Here is a 20,727-nt window from a genome sequence, read left to right on the forward strand (position 1 = left end):
TCCCGGGGGCTGCGTCGTCGTACCTGCAAACCGGAGACGTGGAGAGGAAGGAAGCGACCATGGAGCAAGTGAAGGCCGCGATCATCTACTACAGCGCCACCGGGACGGTGCACGCACTGGCGGAGGCCGCCGCAAAGGGCGCCGAGAAGGCAGGTGCGGAGGTGCGCCTGCGCCGGGTTCCCGAGCTGGCCCCCGAGGCCGCGATCAGCTCGAACCCGGCGTGGGAGCAGCACCGCCGGGACACCGCCGACATCCCCGAGGCGGCCCTCGAGGACCTGGCCTGGGCCGACGTCTTGCTGTTCGGAACCCCCACCCGATTCGGCACACCCTCCAGCCAGCTCAAGGCGTTCATCGACAGCACCGGTCCCCTGTGGCAGGAGGGCAGGCTCGCCGACAAGGTCTGCTCGGCCTTCACGGCATCGAACACCGCGCACGGCGGGCAGGAGAGCACGCTCCTCGGGCTGGCCAACGTGTTCTACCACTGGGGCGGCATCCTCGTCCCACCCGGCTACGCCGACCCCGTCCAGCTCCGGTCCGGCAATCCGTACGGCGCCTCCCACGTCTCCGGCGACGGCCCCCCGGACGAGGTCGCCCTGGAGGCGGCGGCGTTCCAGGCCCGGCGCGCCGTCGACATCGCTGCGGCGCTCATCGTCGGACGTGCGGCCTGACCCCTGCGACAAAGCAGAAGGGCCCCTGACCTGGCGATGCAGGTCAGGGGCCCTTCTCTCTGCTCCCCCGGTTGGACTCGAACCAACAACCCTCCGGTTAACAGCCGAATGCTCTGCCAGTTGAGCTACAGGGGATCAGCGCCCGGCACTGCCGGACAGCCCGCACAGGTTAGCAAGTTCGGCGGGCACCGATGAAATCGGTATCGCGGCTACTCCCCCACGTCGCCGCGTGCCGTGGCGAGGGCGTCGTCGACGACCGCGGCCACCGCGGGATCGGCCGGGTCGAGGCCCGCGTCGTAGTCCACGAACCAGGCGATCGGGCCGTGCTTCCCGGGGGCCCGGCGGCCCAGGACGCGGACGCCGAGCCGGTCGCGGACGAGGACGTGGCGCTGCACCACGATGCTGGCGGTGACCCGCTCGCGGATCAGGGAGAGCAGCCGGTCGGGCTCGTCGAGCGCGAGCAGGTGCTCCGGCGTGGCCTCGCCGAAGGTGCCGACCTCGACGACGCGGAGCACCCGCTCCTCGGTGTCCCACTCGGCGGTCGCGATCTCCTCCCACGGCAGCCGCGACGGCTCGCGTTCGGGCAGGAAGAGGGCGTCGCGCGACCCGCCCACCTCGGCGCCGGTCGTCGTGGTCGCCCGGGCGAGCAGCCGCTCGCCGCGCGAGAGCCGGGACCTCACGAGCCGATGATCCGGTCGCGGAGGGTACGACGGTGCTGCTCGAGCGCGGCGAGCTCGCCGAACATCTTGTTGTAGTCCGTCGGGTGCTCGACCGGGTTGGTGCGCTGGAGCCGGGACTTCAGCTCCGCGATCCGGCGCAGCGTCGTGAGCTCGAGCAGGCGGAACACGTGGTGCGCGACGTAGGACGCGTCCGGCTCCCTCGCAGTGAGGATCGGCTCGACCGCGAGCGCGCTCACCGCCGATGTCACCTGCGGGTCCGTGGCCGCCTCGCGGATCTTGCTCACCCAGCTCGGGTCGCCGTCGCCGGCAGCGGGGCCGCCGGCCTTCTCCACGAGTGCCCAGACACCGCGGTAGGTCGGATGGGTGAAGTCGTTGGTCCCGATGTCGGCGGTCGTGCGGCCGATCGCGATCGGGTGCTGGAGGACCAGCTTGAGCGTCTCGCGCTCGATCCCGAACCGCGGGTCCCGCAGGTCCGGCAGGTCCGCTCGCGCAGGTCGGGGCGGCTCCTCCGGCGCGGAGCCCCGGGGGTCGGTCCGGGGACCGCGAGCGACGGCGCGACGGACCTCGGTCCGCGCCTCCTCTGGGTCGACGCCGACCAGGCCGGCGAGCTCGCGGGCGAAGGCGTCGACCTTCGACCGGTCCCGCACGCTGGCGACCAGCCGGGAGGCCTCCCGCAGCGCGTCCACGCGGCTGTCGGCTCGGTCCAGGTCGTAGCGACCGACGACGTTGGCGAGCACGAACCGGTAGAGCGGCTGCCGGGTCGCGATCAGCTCGCGCACCGCTGCGTCGCCGCCCTTCATCCGCAGGTCGCAGGGGTCCATGCCCTCGGGCGCGACCGCGACATAGGTCTGGGCGACGTACTGGTGGTCGCCGTGGAAGACCTTGAGCGCCGCCTTCTGCCCCGCTGCGTCGCCGTCGAAGGTGAAGATCACCTCGCCGCGGAACTCCTCGTGGTCGGCGAGCAGGCGGCGCAGCACCTTCGCGTGCTCGTCGCCGAAGGCGGTGCCGCAGGTCGCGACCGCGGTGGTGACGCCGGCGAGGTGGCAGGCCATCACGTCGGTGTAGCCCTCGACGATCACCGCCTGGGACGTGCGCGCCATGTCGCGGCGGGCGAGGTCGACGCCGTAGAGGACCTGGCTCTTCTTGTAGATCGGTGTCTCGGGGGTGTTGAGGTACTTCGCCTCGATCTTGTCGTCCTCGAAGATCCGGCGGGCACCGAAGCCGATGGTGTCGCTGTTGGTCTCGCGGATCGGCCACAGCAGCCGGCCCCGGAACCGGTCGTAGGGACCGCGACCGACCGCCACCAGACCTGCGGCCACCGCCTCGTCCAGCGAGAACTTCCGGTCGCGGAGGTGGTGCCAGAGCGCCTCGCCGTCCCGCGGCGCGAACCCGACGCCGAAGTGCGCCGCTGCTGCCTGGTCGAAGCCCCGCTCGGACAGGAACTGCCGCGCCTGGAGCGCCTCCGGAGTGGCGAGCTGGCCGGCGTAGAACTCCTGCGCGACAGCGTGCGCCTCGATCAGCCGCCGGCGCTGCGGACCCTTGGGGCGGTCGTCCGGTCCGCCCTCCTCGCGACGCAGGTCGACGCCGTACTTGTCCGCCAGCCGCTCCACCGCCTCGACGAACGTCAGGCCGTCGATCTTCATGAGGAAGGAGATGACGTCGCCACCCTCTCCGCAGCCGAAGCAGTGCCAGCCCCGCTCGGGCCGGACGGTGAACGACGGCGTCTTCTCGTCGTGGAAGGGGCACAGCCCCTTGAGCGACCCGCCCCCCGCGTTGCGGAGGGTGACGTACGACGACACGACCTCCTCGATCCGGGCCTTCTCACGGACGGTCGCGATGTCGTCGTCGCGAATCCGGCCGGCCATGTCGGCGATCCTACGAGCAGTTGCCGACCGCGGTGCGGCCCGCTCCACATCCCCACCGCAGGGAGGTGGCTCAGTACGCCCCGGACATCACGTTGACGAGCGGCTCGCCTGCATCGAACCGGTGCAGCTGCTCGCGGACCAGACGGTAGGCACGCGGCCACATCGCGCTGCTGGCGCCTCCGACATGGGGCGAGACCAGCAGGTTCGGGGCGTCCCACAACGGGCTGTCGGGCGGTAGCGGCTCGGGGTCTACGACGTCGACGGCGGCAGCGATCCGGCCCGACCGCAGAGCGGCGACGAGGTCGTCGGTGACCACGACCTGGCCGCGGGCCACGTTGACCAGCAGTGCGCCGTCCTTCATCCGGGAGAGGAAGTCGGCGTCGACGAGGCCGCGTGTCTCCGCCGTGAGCGGCACGATCACCACGACCACGTCGGCGTCGGGAAGCAGGTCGGGCAGCGCCGAGACCGGGTGGACGCCGGGACGCGCCGACCGTGCGACCCGCACCACCTCCACCTCGAACGGCAGCAGCCGTGCCTCGATCGCCGCGCCGACCGCGCCGTGTCCGACGATCAGTACTCGCCGGTCGGCCAGGGCCGGCCGCACCTCGGGCCTCCACTCGCGCCGGTCCTGGGCGCGGACGAAGCCGGGGACACCCCGGAGCGAGGAGAGGATCAGCGCGAGCGCCAGCTCGGCAGTGGAGGTGTCGTGGATGCCGCGGCCGTTGCAGAGGGTCACGCCGGCCGGCACGCGGTCGCGGAGGTTGTCGACACCGGCGGTCAGCGTCTGCACCACCTGGAGGCTGCCCATCCGGTCCAGCACCTCGGCCACCCGCGGTCCGACCTGGTAGGGCGGCACGTAGAACGCCACCTCGCCCACGGTGGGCGGGACGGCGACGGTGGGGTCCACCACCTCGCACCGCAGGCCGGACGGGACGTTGCCGAGCAGGTCGGCCTCGAACGGCAGCCAGACCAGCGGGGACGTGTCGTCGTCCGGGTTCGCCGCGCTCACGGCTGGCGAGTCTAGGCCCGCCCCGGGACCGGTAGTGTCCGGCCGGTGGAGGAGGTCGAGGAGCGCTACGACGCCGCCGACCGCGAGCGGATCGTGCCCGAGCCGCCGAAGCGGGTGGACGCGCCGGAGCGCAAGCCGTTCGAGCGCGACCGGGCACGCGTCGTCCACGCCGCGTCCTTCCGGCGACTGGCGGCAAAGACCCAGGTCGTGGGGCCGCAGAGCGACGACTTCGTCCGCAACCGGCTGACCCACAGCCTCGAGGTCGCCCAGATCGCCCGTGACCTCTCCCGGGCGCTCGGCACCCACCCGGACATCGCCGAGACCGCCGCCCTCGCGCACGACCTCGGGCACCCGCCGTTCGGGCACAACGGCGAGCGCGCCCTCAACCGGCTGGCGGCCGACTGCGGCGGGTTCGAGGGCAACGCCCAGACCCTGCGCCTGCTGACCCGGCTCGAGGCGAAGACCGCGGACCCGACGGGCACCTCGGTGGGCCTCAACCTCACCCGGGCGACGCTCGACGCGTGCACCAAGTATCCCTGGCCGCTCGCAGAGGCGCCCCAGCCCGGCGGCGTGCACAGCGACGGGATGACGCGGGAGGGCTCGAAGTTCGGCGTGTACGACGACGACCTGGCCGCGTTCCGCTGGCTGCGGAAGGGCGCCCCGCCGGGACGGCGCCGCTGCGTCGAGGCCCAGGTCATGGACCTCGCCGACGACGTCGCCTACTCGGTGCACGACGTCGAGGACGGCACCGTCGCCGGCAAGATCGACCTGACCCGGCTCGACCGCGCGGGCGTCTGGGAGACGGTCCGCGCGTGGTACGCGCCCGATCTCGATGACGACACGCTCGACGAGGTGCTCGCACGGCTGCAGCAGATCGGCAGCTGGCCCCCGTCGTCGTACGACGGCACGCGGGGCAGCCTCGCCGCCCTGAAGAACCTCACCAGCGACCTGATCGGCCGCTTCTGCGGTGCCGTGCAGCAGGCCACCTTCCAGGCGAGCGACGGACCCTTCGTCCGCTACCACGCGGACCTGGTGATCCCGGCCGACACCTGGATCGAGATCACCGTCCTCAAGGGCATCGCCGCGCACTACGTGATGCAGGCGGACGAGCGGGTCGCCCTCCAGGAGCGTCAGCGTGAGCTTCTCACGGAGCTGGTCACCGTCCTGCTGGACCGGGCTCCGGACGAGCTGGACGAGGCCTTCGTCGCCGACTGGAACCAGTCCGCCGACGACGCGGCGCGACTCCGGGTGGTGGTCGACCAGGTGGCGTCCCTGACCGACGCGTCGGCGGCCGCCTGGCACGCGCGGCTCACCGCGCCTTAGGGCGAAGCGGCACGCGGGCTTCCCACGCGACGTACGATCGAGTCAGGTCGGGGGAACCTCGGTACACCCGGTGCCGAGCCGCGGCCGGCCACGAGAGGCGGCGCCATGGGTGCCCCGCAGTTCCCTTACCCGCATCGTTACGCCCAGCCGCTCGGCGCGCTACGACTCCAGCTCGCGCCGCACGCCACCCACGGCGAGCTGGACGGAGTGTGGCGTCCGCGCAGCCGGGACCTCACCCGTGAGGGCCCGCACCTCATCGACGACTTCCCGAACGAGCGCGGTCGGATCGACCGGCTCGTCTACGCACCTGCGGACTGGGACGTCGTCGCCACCGAGATCTTCACCCGCCACGGCCGGATCAAGGTCGGCTTCCTTCCCACCGACCGCGCCGGCGGGCTCGTGCTGCTCCGGCTGGGGAGCTCCGGAATCATCCGGCTCCGCGTCATGTGGGAGCCGGACGCCTGGCTGCGAGACCTCAGCGGGTCCTGAGCCCGGGGAACCTCCGGCGGTCGCGAGCCGCGAGCGCACGGCCCCGGCAGCACAGGCGATCACCACCAGGCCACCACCGAACGTGGTCCACCCGATGTGCTCCCCGAGCAGGAGCCCGGCCCAGCAGATGCTCATGACCGGCTGCACGAGCTGCACCTGGCTGACGCGCGGCATCGGGCCGATCGCCAGCCCGCGGTACCAGGCGAAGAACCCCAGATACATGCTCACCGCCGACAGGTAGGCGAACGAGGCCCACTCCACCGCCGTCCCCGACGGCACCTGCTCGGCGACGGCGACACCGGTCAGGACGACCATCAGCGGGGAGGCGACGACCAGCGCCCAGGACACGGTCTGCCAGGACCCGATCTCGCGGGCGAGCAAACCGCCCTCGGCGTACCCGATGGCCGCCGCGAGCACCGCTCCGAACAGCAGCAGGTCAGCCCCGTGGAGCTCGCCGAGCCCGCCGCCCTGCAGGATCGCGAAGGCCACGGCGGCCGCCGCGCCCGCGGCCGAGCACCACCAGAAGATCCGGGGCGGGCGCTCGCCGGTCCGCAGCGCCGCCACCACCGCCGTCACCGCCGGAAGCAACGCGATGACGACGGCGCTGTGGCTGGCCGCGGTCACCGTGAGGGCGTAGGAGGTGAGCAGCGGAAAGCCGACGACGACGCCGGCAGCGACGACACCGATCCGTAGCCACTGGATGCCGACCGGTCTCGCTGCCCGGACGACGGCCAGCGCCACGCCCGCCAGGAGCGCCGCGACCACCGCCCGTCCCGCACCGATGAACAGCGGCGAGAGCCCGCCGACCGCGACCCTGGTGAGCGGAACGGTGAACGAGAACGCGGCGACGCCCACCAGTCCCCAGGCAAGGCCGCTGGCGGCGGGCGGTAGCGGCGGCGAGACTGCGCGAGTAGCGCTATCGTACTGACCCATGAACGACGATAGCAGCAGCCGCATCGTCGACGGCATCCGCGCGTGGATCCAGGGGGCAGCGCCCGGGGCGCAGCTGCCGTCGACGCGCCGGCTCGTCGCGGAGTACGCCGCCAGCCCGGTCACGGTCCAGAAGGCGCTCCGCACGCTCGCCGCCGCGGGACTCATCGAGAGTCGGCCCGGCGTCGGCAGCTTCGTCCTGACCCCGCGGTCCGCCCGCCCCCAGGACTACGGCTGGCAGACCGCAGCACTCGGCCCGCCGCGCAGTGCGCTTCCCCGGATCGCCGGCGCCCTGCGCACCGCCCGCGACGACGTCCAGGAGCTCCACTCCGGCTACCCCGAGCCGGGGCTGCTCCCGGACCGCCTGGTCCGCGCGGCCCTGGCCCGTGCGGCGAGGGGCGCGGCCGCGTTCGCCCGACCCCCGGCCTCCGGGCTGCCCGAGCTCCGGACCTGGTTCGCGACCGAGGTGGCCGGCGCGACACCGGCAGAGCGTGCGGCGCCGAGCGCCCACGACGTGGTGATCGTCCCGGGGACCCAGAGTGGGTTGACGTCGATCTTCCGTGCCCTGGTCGCGCCGGGACAGCCGCTGCTGATGGAGTCCCCGACCTACTGGGGCGCGATCCTGGCCGCCCACCAGGCCGGGGTGCGGCCGGTGCCGGTCGCGGGCGACGCCGACGGGCCGGACCCGGACCTGCTGGACCGGACCCTGCGCGAGACCGGCGCTCGGGCGCTGTACGCGCAACCGAGCTTCGCCAACCCCACCGGGGCCCGGTGGTCCCCGCGCCGGGCGACCGCGGTGCTGGAGGTCGTACGCCACCACAACGCGTTCCTCGTCGAGGACGACTGGGCTCACGACTTCGGCATCGACGCCGACCCTCAGCCGCTCGCGGCGCAGGACACCTCCGGCCACGTCGTCTACATCCGCTCCCTGACCAAGAGCATGTCCCCCACGATCCGCGTGGGAGCCGTCCTCGCTCGAGGCCCGGCCCTGGAGAGGCTCGCGGCGGACCAGGCAGCGGAGGCGATGTACGTCAGCGCCCTGCTCCAGCAGGCCGCCCTCGAGGTCGTCACCGACCCTGGCTGGCGCACCCACCTCCGCCGACTACGTCCCCAGCTCCGGGAGCGCCGGGACCTGCTGGTGGCCAGCCTGCGTGAGCACGCCCCGGCGCTCGACGTCGACCACGTCCCGGCGGGCGGGCTCCACCTGTGGGCACGACTCCCCGACGGCACGGACGTCGTCCGCCTCGCCCGGGAGTGCGAGACCCGCGGTTTGTGGGTCGCCCCTGGCGACGAGTGGTTCCCGACGGAGCCGGCGGGTCCCTACCTGCGGCTGAACTTCACCGGTCCGAACCCGTCCGGGTTCGCGGCGGCGGCACGGACCCTCCAGGCCGCGCTCACGGCCGGTCTCAGTACGTCGTGACGTGGACGTGGTCGTAGTGGTTGGCGGTGGTGGACCCGCGGTCCTCCATGCCCCGCCAACCCTCGCCGGAGCGGTCGACCGACCAGATCTGCTGGGAGTAGATCACGTAGCTGACGCCGAGCTCGGAGTAGTGCTCGCGCACGAACTCCGCGACCTGCCAGCCCCGGTCCCCGGACACCATGATGTCGATCGCGATGCCCTGGGCGTGCTCGCCGTCGCTGCGGAACGTGCCGTAGGCGGTGATCTCCGGGAAGTTGGCGCACACCGCTTCGTGCACCTTCTGGACGTTGGGGCTGACACCCGACGGCACGGAGCTGCCGTTGGTGCACTCGCCACCGATGGCGAACGGCTTGTCGGCGCTGAGGTAGCCGGCGGTCACCCACCGGGCCTTGCCGTCGAGGACGATCTCCTCGCGACCGCTGATCGCCCGACCCGTCACGAGCACCCGCTCGGCGCCCTCGATCACGCCGACCTTCTTCGCCTTGCCGTCCGGACGGGTCCAGAGGTTGAGCGCGGTCGACGTCCAGAGCTTGGTGTCGGCCTTCTTGATGGCCGTGGCGACGGCCTTGTCGGTGAGCATCTTCTCGACGGGGCTGATCGGCTCGACGACCTGGCCGGCGACGGCGCCACGCTCGCCACCGTTGTCACGGGAGAGGACGGGCACCCGCTCGCGCTCGCGGTCGCGGTCGCTGCTGCTGTCGCCGATGGACGCGGCCGCGAGGCTCGAGTCGGCGGTCAGGAGGTCCTGCGCGGGCTGGGAGCCCGCCACACCGGCCGTCACTGCGACGCCGGTTGCAAGAACTGCCAGGGGGGCCGCAATGAGCGCAGCCCGGGGCTTGCGTCGCGCGGTTTCCCGCTTGTGGCTTTGATTGGCCACGCGCTGATTCCTTTGCTGTCGCTTCTCTGGTCAGTGCCCGGGCCACCGTAGTGGCGCCGGGCACGAAGATCGACTAAAGCACACGGCTTTTCCACCGCGCGAATCCCCAACCGGGGTTTCCGGGGTGTTCCCGATCACCCTCCGGTGGTCTCGTCCACCGCCTCCTGGAGGTGGCACTCGCTGCCGTCGGCGTCGTCCAGCCACCCCTCCGGGAGCACGACCCGGCTGCGCGGCGAGCCCTGGCGACCCCGGGGCGCGCCGAGCGCGGAGACCGGGAACGGCTCCGTCGGGTCGAGCTCGGCGAGCAGCCGGTCGAGGTCGGCGAGCGTGTCCACGAGGCCCAGCGATCGGCGCATCTCGCCGCCCGCACCGAAGCCCTTGAGGTACCAGGTCACGTGCTTGCGGAACTCCTTGCAGCCCCGCTCCTCCCCCATGTGCTCGACCAGCAGCTCGGCGTGACGACGCATCATGGCGGTGACCTCGCCGAGGCGCGGGAGGGTGGTCGTCGTACTGCCCTCGAAGGCGGCGGCGAGGTCGCGGAAGAGCCAGGGGCGACCGAGGCAGCCGCGGCCCACCACCACGCCGGCGGCGCCCGTCTGCTCGACCATGCGGACGGCGTCCGCCGCCTCCCAGATGTCGCCGTTGCCGAGCACCGGGATGTCGACGTGCTCGACCAGCCGGCCGATCGCGTCCCAGTCGGCCTCGCCGGAGTAGGCCTGCGAGACCGTCCGCCCGTGCAGCGCGATCGCCGCGCAGCCGGACTCCTCCGCGATCCGGCCGGCGTCAAGATAGGTGAGGTGGTCGTCGTCGATGCCCTTGCGGGTCTTCATGGTGACCGGCACGTCGTACGGCGCCGCGGCGGCGACTGCCGCCTCGAGGATCCGCGCCAGCAGTCCGCGCTTCCAGGGCAGCGCGCCGCCGCCGCCCTTCCGAGTGACCTTGGGCACCGGGCAGCCGAAGTTGAGGTCGATGTGGGCGACGCCGTACTCCGCACACAGGATCTCCGCCGCCTTGCCGACGTACACCGGGTCGGTGCCGTAGAGCTGGACCGAGCGGATCTGCTCGGCGTCGTCGAAGACGAGCATCCGCTTCGTGGTCGCGTCGCCCTCGACCAGGCCGCGGCTGGTGATCATCTCGCAGACGTAGAGACCGGCGCCGAACTCGGCGCAGAGCCGCCGGTACGCCGCGTTGGTGATGCCCGCCATCGGCGCCAGCACGACCGGGGTCGGCACGCGCAGCGACCCGAGCTCGAGGCCCGGGTGCGGAACAGCGGTCGACGTCATGCGCCCATTGTCCGGCCGACCCGGCGCCCGGGCGAAATCAGCCCGCGTCGCGCTGTTTCTTGCCCTTCTTGTCCTTCTTGCCCTTCTTGTCGCGAGGCTTCTCGATCTCGGTGATCTCGCCGCGCCACGTGACGGGCTCCAGCTCGCCGACCGGGTCGAACGCAGCCGCGGAGAGGGCATGACCCTCCGGCAGCAGGTAGACCAGGCACAGGTCCGTCGACTTGCCGGACGCGAGCCGGGCGGGCAGCTCGCCGCCGGGGCACGGCTCGAAGATCTCCTCGCGGAAGTCGAGGGGCTCGTACAGGCTGCCGGCGCTCGACAGGGCATAGAGCGGGACCAGCAGGTCGCCGATCTGCGTGCCGGTGACGTTCGTCGCCGTCACCCGCACGAAGTAGGGCACCTGACCCTTCATCTGCTTCGTGACCACCCATCCCTCAAAGGACTCCTCGAAGGACGTCTCGTCGATGCGCTCGACCGTGAGCTCCAGCGCGATCACGGTGTCCTGCTGCGGCCGCCACGCGATCGTCGCGGCGTCGCCGAACCCGAGCGTCGTGCCGGGCTCGGTCAGTGTCGTGCCCGCCGGCACCGGGAGGTAGCCGGACGTCGGCTCGGTGGGCGTCGACTCCGTGGCCGACGACGCGGCGGACGGCTCGTCCTCCTCGGTGTCGCCGTCGGTGCCGCCGCAGCCGACCAGCAGCCCGACGGAGAGCACGCCACCCACCACCGCGGCGCCGACGCGCTTCGTCATCGAGGAGACAGGGGTCACGGGCTCAGTCTGACAGCGATCGAGATCAGCAGCCGACGAACCGCTCGGCGAAGTAGGCCGTCAGTCGGTCGAGGCCGACCCGCTCCTGCTGCATCGTGTCCCGCTCGCGCACCGTCACCGCGTGGTCCTCGAGCGTCTCGAAGTCGACGGTGACGCAGTACGGCGTGCCGATCTCGTCCTGGCGGCGGTAGCGGCGGCCGATGGCGCCGGAGTCGTCGAAGTCGACCGTCCAGCCGCGACGCAGCTCGGCGGCGACGTCCTTGGCCTTCGGCGTGAGGTCGGCGTTGCGCGACAGCGGGAGCACGGCGACCTTGACCGGCGCCAGCCGCGGGTCGAGCCGGAGCACCGTGCGCTTGTCGACGCCACCCTTGGTGTTGGGCGCCTCGTCCTCGGAGTAGGCGTCCACGAGGAACGTCATCAGGCTCCGGGACAGGCCCGCCGCCGGCTCGATGACGTAGGGGACGTAGCGCTCCGACGCGGCCTGGTCGAAGTAGCTGAGGTCCTGGCCCGAGGCCTCGGCGTGCGTCGACAGGTCGAAGTCGGTGCGGTTGGCGATGCCCTCGAGCTCACCCCACTCCGAGCCCGCGAAGCGGAAGCGGTACTCGATGTCGACCGTGCGCTTCGAGTAGTGGGAGAGCTTCTCCTTGGGGTGCTCGTAGTGGCGCAGGTTGTCGGCCTTCACGCCGAGGTCGACGTACCACTGCGTGCGGTTGTCGATCCAGTACTGGTGCCACTCCTCGTCCTCGCCCGGCTTGACGAAGAACTCCATCTCCATCTGCTCGAACTCGCGGGTACGGAAGATGAAGTTGCCGGGCGTGATCTCGTTACGGAAGCTCTTGCCGACCTGGGCGATGCCGAACGGGGGCTTCATCCGGCTCGACGTCACCACGTTGGCGAAGTTGAGGAAGATGCCCTGCGCGGTCTCGGGGCGCAGGTAGTGGAGGCCGGACTCGTCCTCGATGACGCCGAGGTAGGTCTTCAGCAGGCCGGAGAACTGGCGCGGCTCGGTCCACGCGCCGCGGGTGCCGCAGTTGGGGCAGGCGAGGGTCGCGAGGTCGACGTCATCGGGGTTGTCGATCCCCTTCTTCTCGGCGTACTCCTCCTGGAGGTGGTCGGCCCGGAACCGCTTGTGGCACGACTGGCACTCGGTGAGCGGGTCGCTGAACGTCGCGACGTGACCGCTGGCCTCCCAGGTCTGGCGCGGCAGGATCACCGAGGAGTCGAGGCCGACGACGTCGTCGCGCATCTGCACCATGGACTTCCACCACTGGCGCTTGATGTTGTCCTTGAGCTCGACTCCCAGCGGGCCGTAGTCCCAGGCGGAGCGGGTGCCGCCGTAGATCTCACCGCACGGGTAGACGAATCCCCGCCGCTTGGCGAGGGAGACGACCTGGTCGACGGCGGAGGGGGGCGGCTTGGCCACGGTGATTCCTTCTCTATGGGGCTGCCCGGCCGGCTGCCGGGAAGTCTTGGGCGCCCTAGGTTACGCGGGCGTCGTGGACGTTAAGAACCGAGTTCGGCTCCACGACCTCGTAGGCGCTGGGCTCGTCGATGGCACGGCTGAGGATCGGCACCGCGCCGAGCTTGACGTCGTACGTCGAGAGCGCCCGTCGGTAGGCGCCGACGCTCTCCCACCGGGTGGTGAGCACCCACAGCTCCGGCTCGTCGAGATTGCGGCCTAGGGTGCCGTCGACGTACCCACGCTGGGCGGCGAGCACGGCGTGCGCCTCGTCGAGCTGCGCGCGGAACGCCGCGGCTTCCCCGGCAGGGACGCGGAACCTGTTGACGACGAGCACCGCACGACCCTACTGGCGATGCCGCGCCGGTTTGACGCGCGGCGCACCCAGAGTTGAGAATGATTCTCATGCGCTTGTCTCTCGCCGTCCCGGTGCTGACCGTCCTTGCCCTCGCCGCCTCCGGGTGCTCGGCGTTCGACGAGGGGGGCGCGAACGCCGACGACGGCGTGGACGTCGCCGCCGCGTTCTACCCGCTGGCCTACGTCTCCGAGCGCGTCGCCGGCGAACACGCCGACGTGGAGCTCTTGACCCAGCCGGGCACCGAGCCGCACGACCTCGAGCTCAACGTCAGCACCACGGCGGAGATCTCATCGGCCGACCTCGTCGTCTTCGAGCATGGCTTCCAGCCGTCGGTCGACGACGCCGTCGAGCAGAACGCGGCGGGCGTCGCCCTCGACGCCGCGGACGTCGTCGACCTGGTCGCCGCCGAGGAGTCCCACGAGGAGCACGAGGCCCACGAGGGCGAGGACGAGCACGACCACGGTGACGTCGACCCCCACTTCTGGCAGGACCCGCTGCGGGTGGCCGACCTCGGCGACGCGGTCGCCGAGGAGCTCGCGGAGATCGACCCCGACCACGCGGACGACTACGACGAGAACGCGGCCGCCCTGCGCAGCGACCTGGAGGCCCTCGACGAGCAGTTCACGACCGGCCTCGCCGACTGCGAGCGGGACACGATCGTGGTGTCGCACGACGCGTTCGGCTACTTGGAGAAGTACGACGTGCACATCGCCCCTCTCGTCGGCCTGTCCCCCGAAGCCGAGCCCACGGCGGCGGTGCTCGGCGAGCTGCAGGAGCTGATCCGGGACGAGGGCATCACCACGGTGTTCAGCGAGCCGCTCGAGCCCGACCTGGTTGCGGGCCTGGCGTCCGACCTCGACCTCAGGACGGCGACACTCGACCCGATCGAGGGGCTGACCGACGCCAGCGATGGCGAGGACTACCTTTCTCTGATGGAGTCCAATCTCGAATCGATCCGCGAGGCCAACGAATGCCGCTGACCCCTGCCGCGGTCTCGATCGCCGACGGCGCGGTCGAGATCGGAGGACGTCCCGTGCTGCGCGGGATCGACCTCACGGTCGGGGTGGGTGACTTCCTGGCGCTGATGGGCGCCAACGGGTCCGGCAAGTCGACGCTCGTCCGGGCCCTGGTCGGCCTGCGCCCGCTCAGCAAGGGCGAGGTGCGGCTCTTCGACACCCCGCTGGACGACTTCGGGACCTGGCACCGGATCGGGTTCGTCCCCCAGCGCGCGACGGCCGCCTCCGGTGTGCCGGCCTCGGTCTGGGAGGTCGTCGCCGCCGGCCGGCTGACCCGGCGGCGCCTGCTGCGGCCGCTCTCCCGCGTCGACCGCGCCGCCATCGAGGAGGCGCTTGAGGTGGTCGGCCTCGCCCACCGCCGGCGCGACGCCGTCAGTCACCTCTCCGGTGGTCAGCAGCAGCGGGTCCTCATCGCCCGGGCGCTCGCCGGCGAGCCGGAGCTGTTCTTCCTCGACGAGCCGACCGCCGGGGTCGACCTGCCCAACCAGCAGGCGCTCGCCGGCGCACTGGCCGCGCTGAAGGCGAGGGGCGCGACCGTCGTACTCGTCGCGCACGAGCTCGGTCCGCTGGCTCCGCTCGTGGACCGCGCGGTCGTCATGCGCGACGGCCGGTTGGCCTACGACGGCGCGCCGCTGCGCGACCACGAGGTCCACCAGTCGTGGTTCGGCGAGCCGCACACGCACCATCACCACCCCGCGTCCCCCGACCACCAGGACCACGCACCACGGGTCACCTCTCCGCTGGACCCGCCGAACGGACGCCAGTGATGAGTCCGGACGAGCTGTTCGCGGCGCCGTTCATGCAGCGGGCGCTCATCGCCGCCCTGCTGACCGGTCTCGCCGCGCCTGCCGTCGGCACCTTCCTCGTCCAGCGCCGGCTGGCGCTGATGGGCGACGGTATCGGCCACGTGGCGGTGACCGGAGTCGCGATCGGGCTGGTGACCAACACGTCGCCGCTTTGGGCTGCGGTGATCGTCGCGATCGCCGGCGCCGTGCTGATCGAGGTCATTCGCGAGCGCGGCCAGACCAACGGCGACGTCGCGCTCGCCCTGCTGTTCTATGGCGGGCTCGCGGGGGGCATCCTCATCAGCGGGATCGGCGGCAGCAGCGCCGCCACGCTCCAGCGGTACCTGTTCGGCTCGCTGACGACGATGTCGATCGACGACGTGATCGTGACCATGGGACTCGCCGCGGCCGTGCTCGCGCTCTGCCTCGGTCTCGCGCCGCAGCTCTTCGCCGTCGCGCAGGACCAGGAGTTCGCGCGCGTCGCCGGCCTCCGGGTGCGGTTCTACAACGTGCTCGTCGCGGTGCTCGCTGCGGTCAGCGTCACGGTGGCGATGCGGACGGTGGGACTGCTGCTGGTGTCGGCGCTCATGGTCGTGCCGGTCGCGACCGCCCAGCAGCTCACCCGCTCGTTCCGGACCACGATCGCCGCAGCGATGGTGCTCGGCACCGTCGCTTCGGTCGGCGGCCTCGTGATCGCCGCCTTCGCGTCGTACCAGGTCGACGCCGCGCCGGGCCCGACGATCGTGCTCCTCGCCCTCGCGGGGTACGTCGTGGCATGGCCGGTCGGGGTCTGGGCCCGCCGCCGGGCGCGACTACGAGCGCCGTTCCTCAGCGGCAGTGCCCCCGGGCACGAGCCTGCCGGTGAGCACCCCCACCAGCACGGGCCGGGCTGCGGCCACCTGGCGGTGCCACACGACGACCACGTCGACTACGTCCACGACGGCCATCGGCACGCCGAGCACGACCACCACTACGACGAGCACTGAGCCCGGCAGGGGCGGCCCGTGGCCGCTGGCGGATGCGCGGCGGGTGCAGGCGCGAACTTGGCCGAGAAAACTGTCGCTTGGCCGATGAAGGTTCGTACTCCCAGCGACAGTTTCACCGGCTGGCCGGTGAAACTGTCTCCTGTGGAAACCGACCAGGTCAGTTCTCGACCTGCTCCGGCAGGCACCCCGGCACTCCCTCGGTGCGCCCGAGGTTGAACGCCTCGATCCGCTGGAACGAGTCGCCGTGGTCGCCGGACATGCCCCAGGGCACCTCGTCGGCGATAAGGTTGAGCCCGTCGACGATCTCCTTCTCGTCGCCCGGCTCGAACTCCAGCGTGGGCGGGTTGTCGTTGGCGGCGCCGTACAGGACCGCGCCGGCAAGGCAGTCGGCCTGCAGCTCGTACTGCTCCGAGTGCAGGTCCATCGACAGGTCGGCCTGGATCGCGTGTCCCCACTCGTGGGCGATGATCAGGTAGGGCCAGGCGTCGCCGATCTCGTATCCGAGCTCGAGCAGGGTCTTGTCCCACGCCACGTAGTCGCCGTCGGGGCAGTAGAAGGCGTTGCCCGGCGGGAGCGGCTCACCGAAGCAGGTCGGCGCGTTCGCCTCGTCGTAGCCGTCGTAGAGCCCCACCACGTTGGGCGGCGTGTAGCGGCCGGTGAAGTAGTCCTTCCAGTGCAGCGCCCACCAGGCGTCGGTCACTTCCTGGGCGGTCTGGATGTCCTCGGCCAGCTCCGCCTCGTCGACGGCGCCGGTCGGGGCGATCGTCATCTCCGTCATCGACTCGGTCGTCGACGTCGTCGATGTGGTCGGCTCGGTGGCGGTGGTCGTGTCCGTCGGCACCGAGGTGTTGTCGGCTCCCGGGGTGATCGTGACCGTGGCGACGGTCTCGGGGTCGGACGCCTCGGAGTCGCCGTCACCGCAGGCGGTCAGCGAGAGGACGGCGAGGACGGCGGCCGTGAGCAGCGCGCCGGTACGGGGGGACCTCATGGCTCCGAAGCGTACGGCGGCTGCACGCCTCCCGGCAGGGGATTCATCCTCAGGAAGGATCGGCGCCGCCGTACCTCCGGTCGCGCCTGGCGTAGGCCTCCACCGCCTGCCACAGGTGCCTCCGGTCGACGTCGGGCCAGAGCACGTCGGAGAACACGAGCTCGGCGTACGCCGCCTGGTAGAGCATGAAGTTGGACAGCCGCTGCTCCCCCGAGGTGCGCCAGATCAGGTCGGCCTCGGGGAGCTCGGGGACGTAGAGGTAGCGCCCCAGGGTGGCGTCGGTGACCTTGTCGGGGTTGATGCGACCGGCGGCGACATCCTTGGCCAGCGCCCGCGCCGCGTCGCCGAGCTCGGAGCGGCCGCCGTAGTTGACGCACATGGTCAGGGTGAGGACGTCGTTGTGCTTCGTCATCTCCTCGGCGACCTGGAGCTCCTTGATCACCGACTTCCACAGCCGGGGCGCCCGCCCGGCCCACCGGACCCGCACGCCGAGCTCGTGCATCTCGTCGCGCCGCCGCCTGATCACGTCGCGGTTGAAGCCCATGAGGAACTTGACCTCCTCGGGGCTGCGCGACCAGTTCTCGGTGGAGAACGCGTAGGCCGAGACCGCCTTCACCCCGATCTCGATCGCACCCTCGACCACGTCGAACAGCGAGTGCTCCCCCTGCTCGTGCCCCCGCGTCCGCGGCAGCCCCCGCTCCTTCGCCCACCGCCCGTTGCCGTCCATCACGATGGCGACGTGCTTCGGCACCAGCTCTGCGGGGATCGCAGGGGGCCGCGCGCCGGACGGGTGCGGGTCGGGCTTGCGGGGCTCGCGGCGGGTCGTCGTCTTCGAGGTGCGGCGCACGGGGTGCAGTGTGTCAGGCGGGGGCTGTGGGTTCATCAAGGGATGTTGCTGGACCGACACTTCCCACGCCGTACACACCCTGGGAAGTGCATGCTCGCCGACATCCCTTGATGAACCTGCACGGGTCGATCGCACCAGGATCCGTCCACAGACGGCTCGCCTCGCACAGCGGTCCACAGGCACCGGTGAATAGCCCGCTGCGTGACGGTGGTGGCCCCCACATTGTGGCCGTGGACCCGCTTCGATTCCTCACGTCCGAACACGGATTCTTCACTCGCCAAGAAGCGCGTGAAGCCGGGTACGACGACCGCGCGGTCGCGCGCATGGTGAGGTCTCGGACGTGGGTCCGGTTCCGGCGGGGGTACTACGCGTTCGCCGACGAGTGGGAAGGTCTCGACGAGGTCGGGCGCCATCGGGTGAGGTCGAGCGCCGTGCTCCGGTCACTCGGCGATGTCGTGGCACTGAGTCATGTGTCGGGAAGCGTCAGGCACGACATCGAGGTCTGGGGCGCTCCCCTTGATCGCGTGCACGTCACCCGGTTGGACGGCGGTCCAGGGCGCATCGAAGGTGACGTCGTCCATCACGAAGGTCTGACGGTCGACAACGACGTCATGGTGGTCGCCGGGGAGCGGGTGCTGCCGCCGGCTCGGTGTGCGCTCGAGGCCGGGTCCCGTCTCTCCAACGAACCCGCGCTCTGCCTGTTCGACGCCGGACTCCGCAACAGGAAGTTCGATCACGAGGAGCTCGCCGCGCAATTCCGCCTGATGCAGCACTGGCCATTCATGCGCCACCTCCACATCCCCGTGCGCATGGCCGACGGGCGCTCCGGGTCCGTCGGGGAGTCCCGCGGCAGATGGACCTTCCGGATCGTCGGCCTGCCCGCCCCGGTCCTGCAATACGAGGTACGGGATCGCCACGGCATCTTGATCGGGATCGTCGACTGGTGGTGGCCGCAGCTCAACTTGATGGGCGAGTTCGACGGCAGGATCAAGTACGGGCGTCTGTTGAAGCCAGGTCAGAATCCCGGCGACGCGGTCTTCGAGGAGAAGAAGCGCGAGGACGAGCTTCGCGAGGTCACCGGTGCAGCGATGCTCCGGCTCACCTGGGCCGACTACGAACGTCCGATCGAGATTCGACGCCGCGTCGAGCGGCTGGCGAGGCTGGCGGGGTGAGCCGCTTCGTCCTGCTCGGCGCGGGGGTGGCGGGCTCCTTCGCAGGTTCATCAAGGGATGTTGTCGAAGCGGCACTTCCCACGCCGTACACACCCTGGGAGGTGCAGGTTCAGCGACATCCCTTGATGAACCTGCAGCACGAGCAGCCCCCACTCCTACCGCTCGACGTACACCAGCGACCTGAGGCCCCGCTCCAGCTGCCACTGGACGAAGGCGGCGACCAGCCCGCTTGCCTCCCGCACGTGACGGGGATCGGCGGCCTCGACGACGGGCCAGTCGCCGGCGAGCAGACCACCCATCAGCAGGAGGGTCTCGGCGGCCGGGCTCGCGGAGCCGGGGATCCGGCAGGTGGCGCAGAGGACGCCGCCCATGGCCGGGTTGAACCAGCGGTGCGAGCCCGGGCCGCCGTCGGCACCAGGTGAAGGCGCCCGTCCGCAGTGAGCGCAGTCGACGCACGCGGGGGCGTAGCCGGCGACCGCGAGCGAGCGCAGCAGGTAGGAGTCGAGCACGTGCCCGGGCCGCCGCTCCCCCGACGCCATCGCCCGCAGCGCGCCGAGCAGCAGCAGGAACTGCTGGACCGCGGGCTCCCGCTCCTCCACCACCAGTCGCTCGGCTGTCTCGAGCATCACCGTGCCGGCGGTGTAGCACTCGTAGTCGGCACCGACCGCGGCGGCATACGCCCCGCGCGTCTCGGCCTGCGTGATCGTGTCGAGACTGCGGCCCTCGGCCAGCTGCAGGTCGACGTGGGTGAACGGCTCGAGCCGCGACCCGAACCGGGAGGTCGTACGGCGTACGCCTTTCGCCACCGCGCGGACCCGGCCGTGCTCCCGGGTCAGCAGCGTGATGATGCGGTCGGCCTCGCCCAGCTTGTGGGTCCGGAGGACGATCGCCTCGTCGCGGTAGAGCACTCTTCCTATTCTGCTCCCCCGGGCGTCAGTTCGCCGTACGGCGGCTCCGACGCGCCGGGCGCCAGCAGCCGAGCACGAACTTCGTCGCCACCAGGTCGAGCCGCTCCGGCGAGCGCCGCCACTCGAGGATCGACTTCGCCCTCTCGAACGTCGAGTTCGGCAGCTCCCCGGCGAGCATCTCGGCGTCGGACGCCGGGTGCAGCGGGTCGCGCGGGTGCCCGATGACCAGCGCCGGTGCGGTGATCCGCCGCCGCTGTGCCGCCGGCGGCGCGACGTGGCCGAAGAACAGCCCGTGGACGTACGCCGCCAGCGGGCCGGGCTTGTGGTCGACCGTGTCCAGGCCGATCCCCACCCACCACGGGACGATCCCGCGCGGCACCCGCCGGGTGACGAACCGCAGGCCCGAGACGGCGAACGGGAACACCCGCGCGGTGAGGAGCAGTGGCGCGAACGACACGATCGCGACCTCGAGCGCGTTGTCGAGCACCGGCATCTCGACGAGGATCCCCCGAACCCGCTCAGGCGCGGTGGCGGCGACCTCGAGGGTCACGTTCGCTCCCAGCGACGTCCCGCCGATGACCGCCTGCTGCGCGCCGAGGTGGTCGAGCAGGGCGACGACCTGCTCGGCGAAGGCGGTGATGGAGTAGGCGAACGGGTCGTCCGGCTTGTCCGAGCGGCCGTGGCCGAGCAGGTCGAGGGTGACCACGTGCGCACCCGCGGACGCCAGCGTCCGCGCGAGGCTGGCGTGCATCCGCCGCGGCATCAGCAGCCCCGGCAGCAGTACGACCCAGGCGTCACCGGTGCCGTACTCGGTGTACTCCAGCCGGTCGCGTCCTCCGTCGCTCTCGACGAAGAACTGTCCGACCCGTTCGGAGGCGAGGTGTCGTTCGCTCACCCC

20 protein-coding genes, 1 tRNA gene and 1 pseudogene are annotated in these 20,727 nt (G+C 71.6%); 8 read left to right on the forward strand and 14 right to left on the reverse strand.

The window, feature by feature from the left end; all coding sequences use genetic code 11:
* Window positions 1-59 precede the first annotated feature (59 nt).
* Window positions 60-668 (forward strand): NAD(P)H:quinone oxidoreductase type IV, encoded by a 609-nt coding sequence (wrbA, locus tag F0U47_RS14675; protein ID WP_149751228.1) that lies wholly within the window; start codon window positions 60-62, stop codon window positions 666-668.
* 62 nt (window positions 669-730) lie between these two features.
* On the opposite strand, the gene F0U47_RS14680 is transcribed toward wrbA, so the two are convergent.
* From F0U47_RS14680 to F0U47_RS14695, 4 genes are all read right to left on the reverse strand, one after another.
* Window positions 731-803: transfer RNA gene (locus F0U47_RS14680), tRNA-Asn, on the reverse strand.
* Between the two features lie 74 nt (window positions 804-877).
* Window positions 878-1,348, reverse strand: a complete 471-nt coding sequence (locus tag F0U47_RS14685) for a hypothetical protein (protein ID WP_149751229.1) — start codon at window positions 1,346-1,348, stop codon at window positions 878-880.
* Entirely contained in the window at window positions 1,345-3,213 is a 1,869-nt protein-coding gene (gene dnaG / locus F0U47_RS14690) for a DNA primase (RefSeq protein ID WP_149751230.1), read from the reverse strand. Before dnaG ends, F0U47_RS14685 begins: the two co-directional genes overlap by 4 nt.
* Window positions 3,214-3,283: 70 nt before the next feature.
* Window positions 3,284-4,222 (reverse strand): 2-hydroxyacid dehydrogenase, encoded by a 939-nt coding sequence (locus F0U47_RS14695; protein WP_149751231.1) that lies wholly within the window; start codon window positions 4,220-4,222, stop codon window positions 3,284-3,286.
* 45 nt (window positions 4,223-4,267) lie between these two features.
* Here F0U47_RS14695 and F0U47_RS14700 point away from each other — a divergent pair, with 45 nt between their 5' ends.
* Window positions 4,268-5,545 (forward strand): deoxyguanosinetriphosphate triphosphohydrolase, encoded by a 1,278-nt coding sequence (locus tag F0U47_RS14700; protein WP_149751232.1) that lies wholly within the window; start codon window positions 4,268-4,270, stop codon window positions 5,543-5,545.
* A gap of 105 nt (window positions 5,546-5,650) precedes the next feature.
* Window positions 5,651-6,034 carry a DUF5994 family protein gene (locus F0U47_RS22135; protein WP_223162798.1) on the forward strand — a complete coding sequence of 128 codons (384 nt, stop codon included), beginning with the start codon at window positions 5,651-5,653 and terminating at the stop codon, window positions 6,032-6,034.
* 60 nt (window positions 6,035-6,094) lie between these two features.
* On the opposite strand, the pseudogene F0U47_RS14705 reads toward F0U47_RS22135, so the two are convergent.
* Window positions 6,095-7,003 (reverse strand): annotated as a pseudogene (locus F0U47_RS14705) (DMT family transporter); the annotation flags it as partial.
* On the opposite strand from F0U47_RS14705, the gene F0U47_RS14710 reads away from it, so the two are divergent.
* Window positions 6,966-8,384, forward strand: coding sequence for an aminotransferase-like domain-containing protein (locus tag F0U47_RS14710; protein WP_149751234.1), 1,419 nt, complete (start codon window positions 6,966-6,968; stop codon window positions 8,382-8,384). The pseudogene F0U47_RS14705 and the gene F0U47_RS14710 sit on opposite strands and share 38 nt — an antisense overlap.
* On the opposite strand, the gene F0U47_RS14715 is transcribed toward F0U47_RS14710, so the two are convergent.
* The 5 genes from F0U47_RS14715 to F0U47_RS14735 all read right to left on the reverse strand — a co-directional run bounded on the left by F0U47_RS14715 (window position 8,371) and on the right by F0U47_RS14735 (window position 13,106).
* Window positions 8,371-9,165 (reverse strand): VldE C-terminal domain-containing protein, encoded by a 795-nt coding sequence (locus F0U47_RS14715; RefSeq protein WP_149751235.1) that lies wholly within the window; start codon window positions 9,163-9,165, stop codon window positions 8,371-8,373. The two genes, F0U47_RS14710 and F0U47_RS14715, sit on opposite strands and share 14 nt — an antisense overlap.
* Before the next feature lie 230 nt (window positions 9,166-9,395).
* The gene (gene dusB / locus F0U47_RS14720; protein WP_149751236.1) at window positions 9,396-10,544 is read right to left on the reverse strand and encodes a tRNA dihydrouridine synthase DusB; all 1,149 of its coding nucleotides are present in this window, start codon (window positions 10,542-10,544) and stop codon (window positions 9,396-9,398) included.
* 37 nt (window positions 10,545-10,581) lie between these two features.
* Window positions 10,582-11,310 (reverse strand): hypothetical protein, encoded by a 729-nt coding sequence (locus F0U47_RS14725; RefSeq protein WP_149751237.1) that lies wholly within the window; start codon window positions 11,308-11,310, stop codon window positions 10,582-10,584.
* 25 nt (window positions 11,311-11,335) lie between these two features.
* Window positions 11,336-12,733 (reverse strand): glycine--tRNA ligase, encoded by a 1,398-nt coding sequence (locus F0U47_RS14730; protein WP_149751238.1) that lies wholly within the window; start codon window positions 12,731-12,733, stop codon window positions 11,336-11,338.
* A gap of 55 nt (window positions 12,734-12,788) precedes the next feature.
* On the reverse strand, window positions 12,789-13,106 hold the full coding sequence (locus F0U47_RS14735; protein WP_149751239.1) for an antibiotic biosynthesis monooxygenase family protein: 318 nt from the start codon (window positions 13,104-13,106) through the stop codon (window positions 12,789-12,791).
* Between the two features lie 68 nt (window positions 13,107-13,174).
* Here F0U47_RS14735 and F0U47_RS14740 point away from each other — a divergent pair, with 68 nt between their 5' ends.
* Genes F0U47_RS14740 through F0U47_RS14750 form a run of 3 tightly spaced genes read left to right on the forward strand, consistent with a single transcriptional unit; the run spans window position 13,175 to window position 15,914 of the window.
* Complete coding sequence (locus tag F0U47_RS14740) at window positions 13,175-14,107, forward strand: metal ABC transporter substrate-binding protein (protein ID WP_223162792.1); 933 nt, start codon at window positions 13,175-13,177, stop codon at window positions 14,105-14,107.
* A complete protein-coding gene (locus F0U47_RS14745) occupies window positions 14,098-14,910 on the forward strand; it encodes a metal ABC transporter ATP-binding protein (RefSeq protein WP_149751241.1) in 813 nt (270 codons plus the stop codon). The genes F0U47_RS14740 and F0U47_RS14745 overlap by 10 nt, the downstream gene beginning before the upstream one ends.
* On the forward strand, window positions 14,910-15,914 hold the full coding sequence (locus tag F0U47_RS14750; protein WP_149751242.1) for a metal ABC transporter permease: 1,005 nt from the start codon (window positions 14,910-14,912) through the stop codon (window positions 15,912-15,914). Before F0U47_RS14745 ends, F0U47_RS14750 begins: the two co-directional genes overlap by 1 nt.
* A 157-nt stretch (window positions 15,915-16,071) precedes the next feature.
* Here F0U47_RS14750 and F0U47_RS14755 read toward each other — a convergent pair whose 3' ends face one another.
* Window positions 16,072-16,902, reverse strand: coding sequence for a neutral zinc metallopeptidase (locus tag F0U47_RS14755; protein ID WP_149751243.1), 831 nt, complete (start codon window positions 16,900-16,902; stop codon window positions 16,072-16,074).
* A gap of 49 nt (window positions 16,903-16,951) precedes the next feature.
* Complete coding sequence (locus tag F0U47_RS14760; RefSeq protein WP_246159640.1) at window positions 16,952-17,749, reverse strand: isoprenyl transferase; 798 nt, start codon at window positions 17,747-17,749, stop codon at window positions 16,952-16,954.
* Between the two features lie 230 nt (window positions 17,750-17,979).
* Here F0U47_RS14760 and F0U47_RS14765 point away from each other — a divergent pair, with 230 nt between their 5' ends.
* Entirely contained in the window at window positions 17,980-18,921 is a 942-nt protein-coding gene (locus F0U47_RS14765; protein ID WP_188111373.1) for a type IV toxin-antitoxin system AbiEi family antitoxin domain-containing protein, read from the forward strand.
* Window positions 18,922-19,076: 155 nt separating this feature from the next.
* On the opposite strand, the gene recO is transcribed toward F0U47_RS14765, so the two are convergent.
* Together recO and F0U47_RS14775 are read right to left on the reverse strand one after the other, a co-directional pair.
* Window positions 19,077-19,829, reverse strand: coding sequence for a DNA repair protein RecO (recO, locus tag F0U47_RS14770; protein WP_149751246.1), 753 nt, complete (start codon window positions 19,827-19,829; stop codon window positions 19,077-19,079).
* A 25-nt stretch (window positions 19,830-19,854) separates the two neighbouring features.
* Window positions 19,855-20,724, reverse strand: a complete 870-nt coding sequence (locus F0U47_RS14775) for an alpha/beta fold hydrolase (RefSeq protein WP_246159641.1) — start codon at window positions 20,722-20,724, stop codon at window positions 19,855-19,857.
* Window positions 20,725-20,727 lie beyond the last annotated feature (3 nt).

It is taken from the genome of Nocardioides antri (assembly GCF_008373765.1).
GTDB lineage: Bacteria > Actinomycetota > Actinomycetes > Propionibacteriales > Nocardioidaceae > Nocardioides > Nocardioides antri.

Bases quoted from the DNA above. Each gene is read 5' to 3' on its own strand.
- F0U47_RS14755 (WP_149751243.1), bottom strand. From the start codon at position 16,902: ATGAGGTCCCCCCGTACCGGCGCGCTGCTCACGGCCGCCGTCCTCGCC.
- wrbA (WP_149751228.1), top strand. From the start codon at position 60: ATGGAGCAAGTGAAGGCCGCGATCATCTACTACAGCGCCACCGGGACG.
- F0U47_RS14710 (WP_149751234.1), top strand. From the start codon at position 6,966: ATGAACGACGATAGCAGCAGCCGCATCGTCGACGGCATCCGCGCGTGG.
- F0U47_RS14740 (WP_223162792.1), top strand. From the start codon at position 13,175: ATGCGCTTGTCTCTCGCCGTCCCGGTGCTGACCGTCCTTGCCCTCGCC.
- dusB (WP_149751236.1), bottom strand. From the start codon at position 10,544: ATGACGTCGACCGCTGTTCCGCACCCGGGCCTCGAGCTCGGGTCGCTG.
- dnaG (WP_149751230.1), bottom strand. From the start codon at position 3,213: ATGGCCGGCCGGATTCGCGACGACGACATCGCGACCGTCCGTGAGAAG.
- F0U47_RS22135 (WP_223162798.1), top strand. From the start codon at position 5,651: ATGGGTGCCCCGCAGTTCCCTTACCCGCATCGTTACGCCCAGCCGCTC.
- F0U47_RS14745 (WP_149751241.1), top strand. From the start codon at position 14,098: ATGCCGCTGACCCCTGCCGCGGTCTCGATCGCCGACGGCGCGGTCGAG.
- F0U47_RS14750 (WP_149751242.1), top strand. From the start codon at position 14,910: ATGAGTCCGGACGAGCTGTTCGCGGCGCCGTTCATGCAGCGGGCGCTC.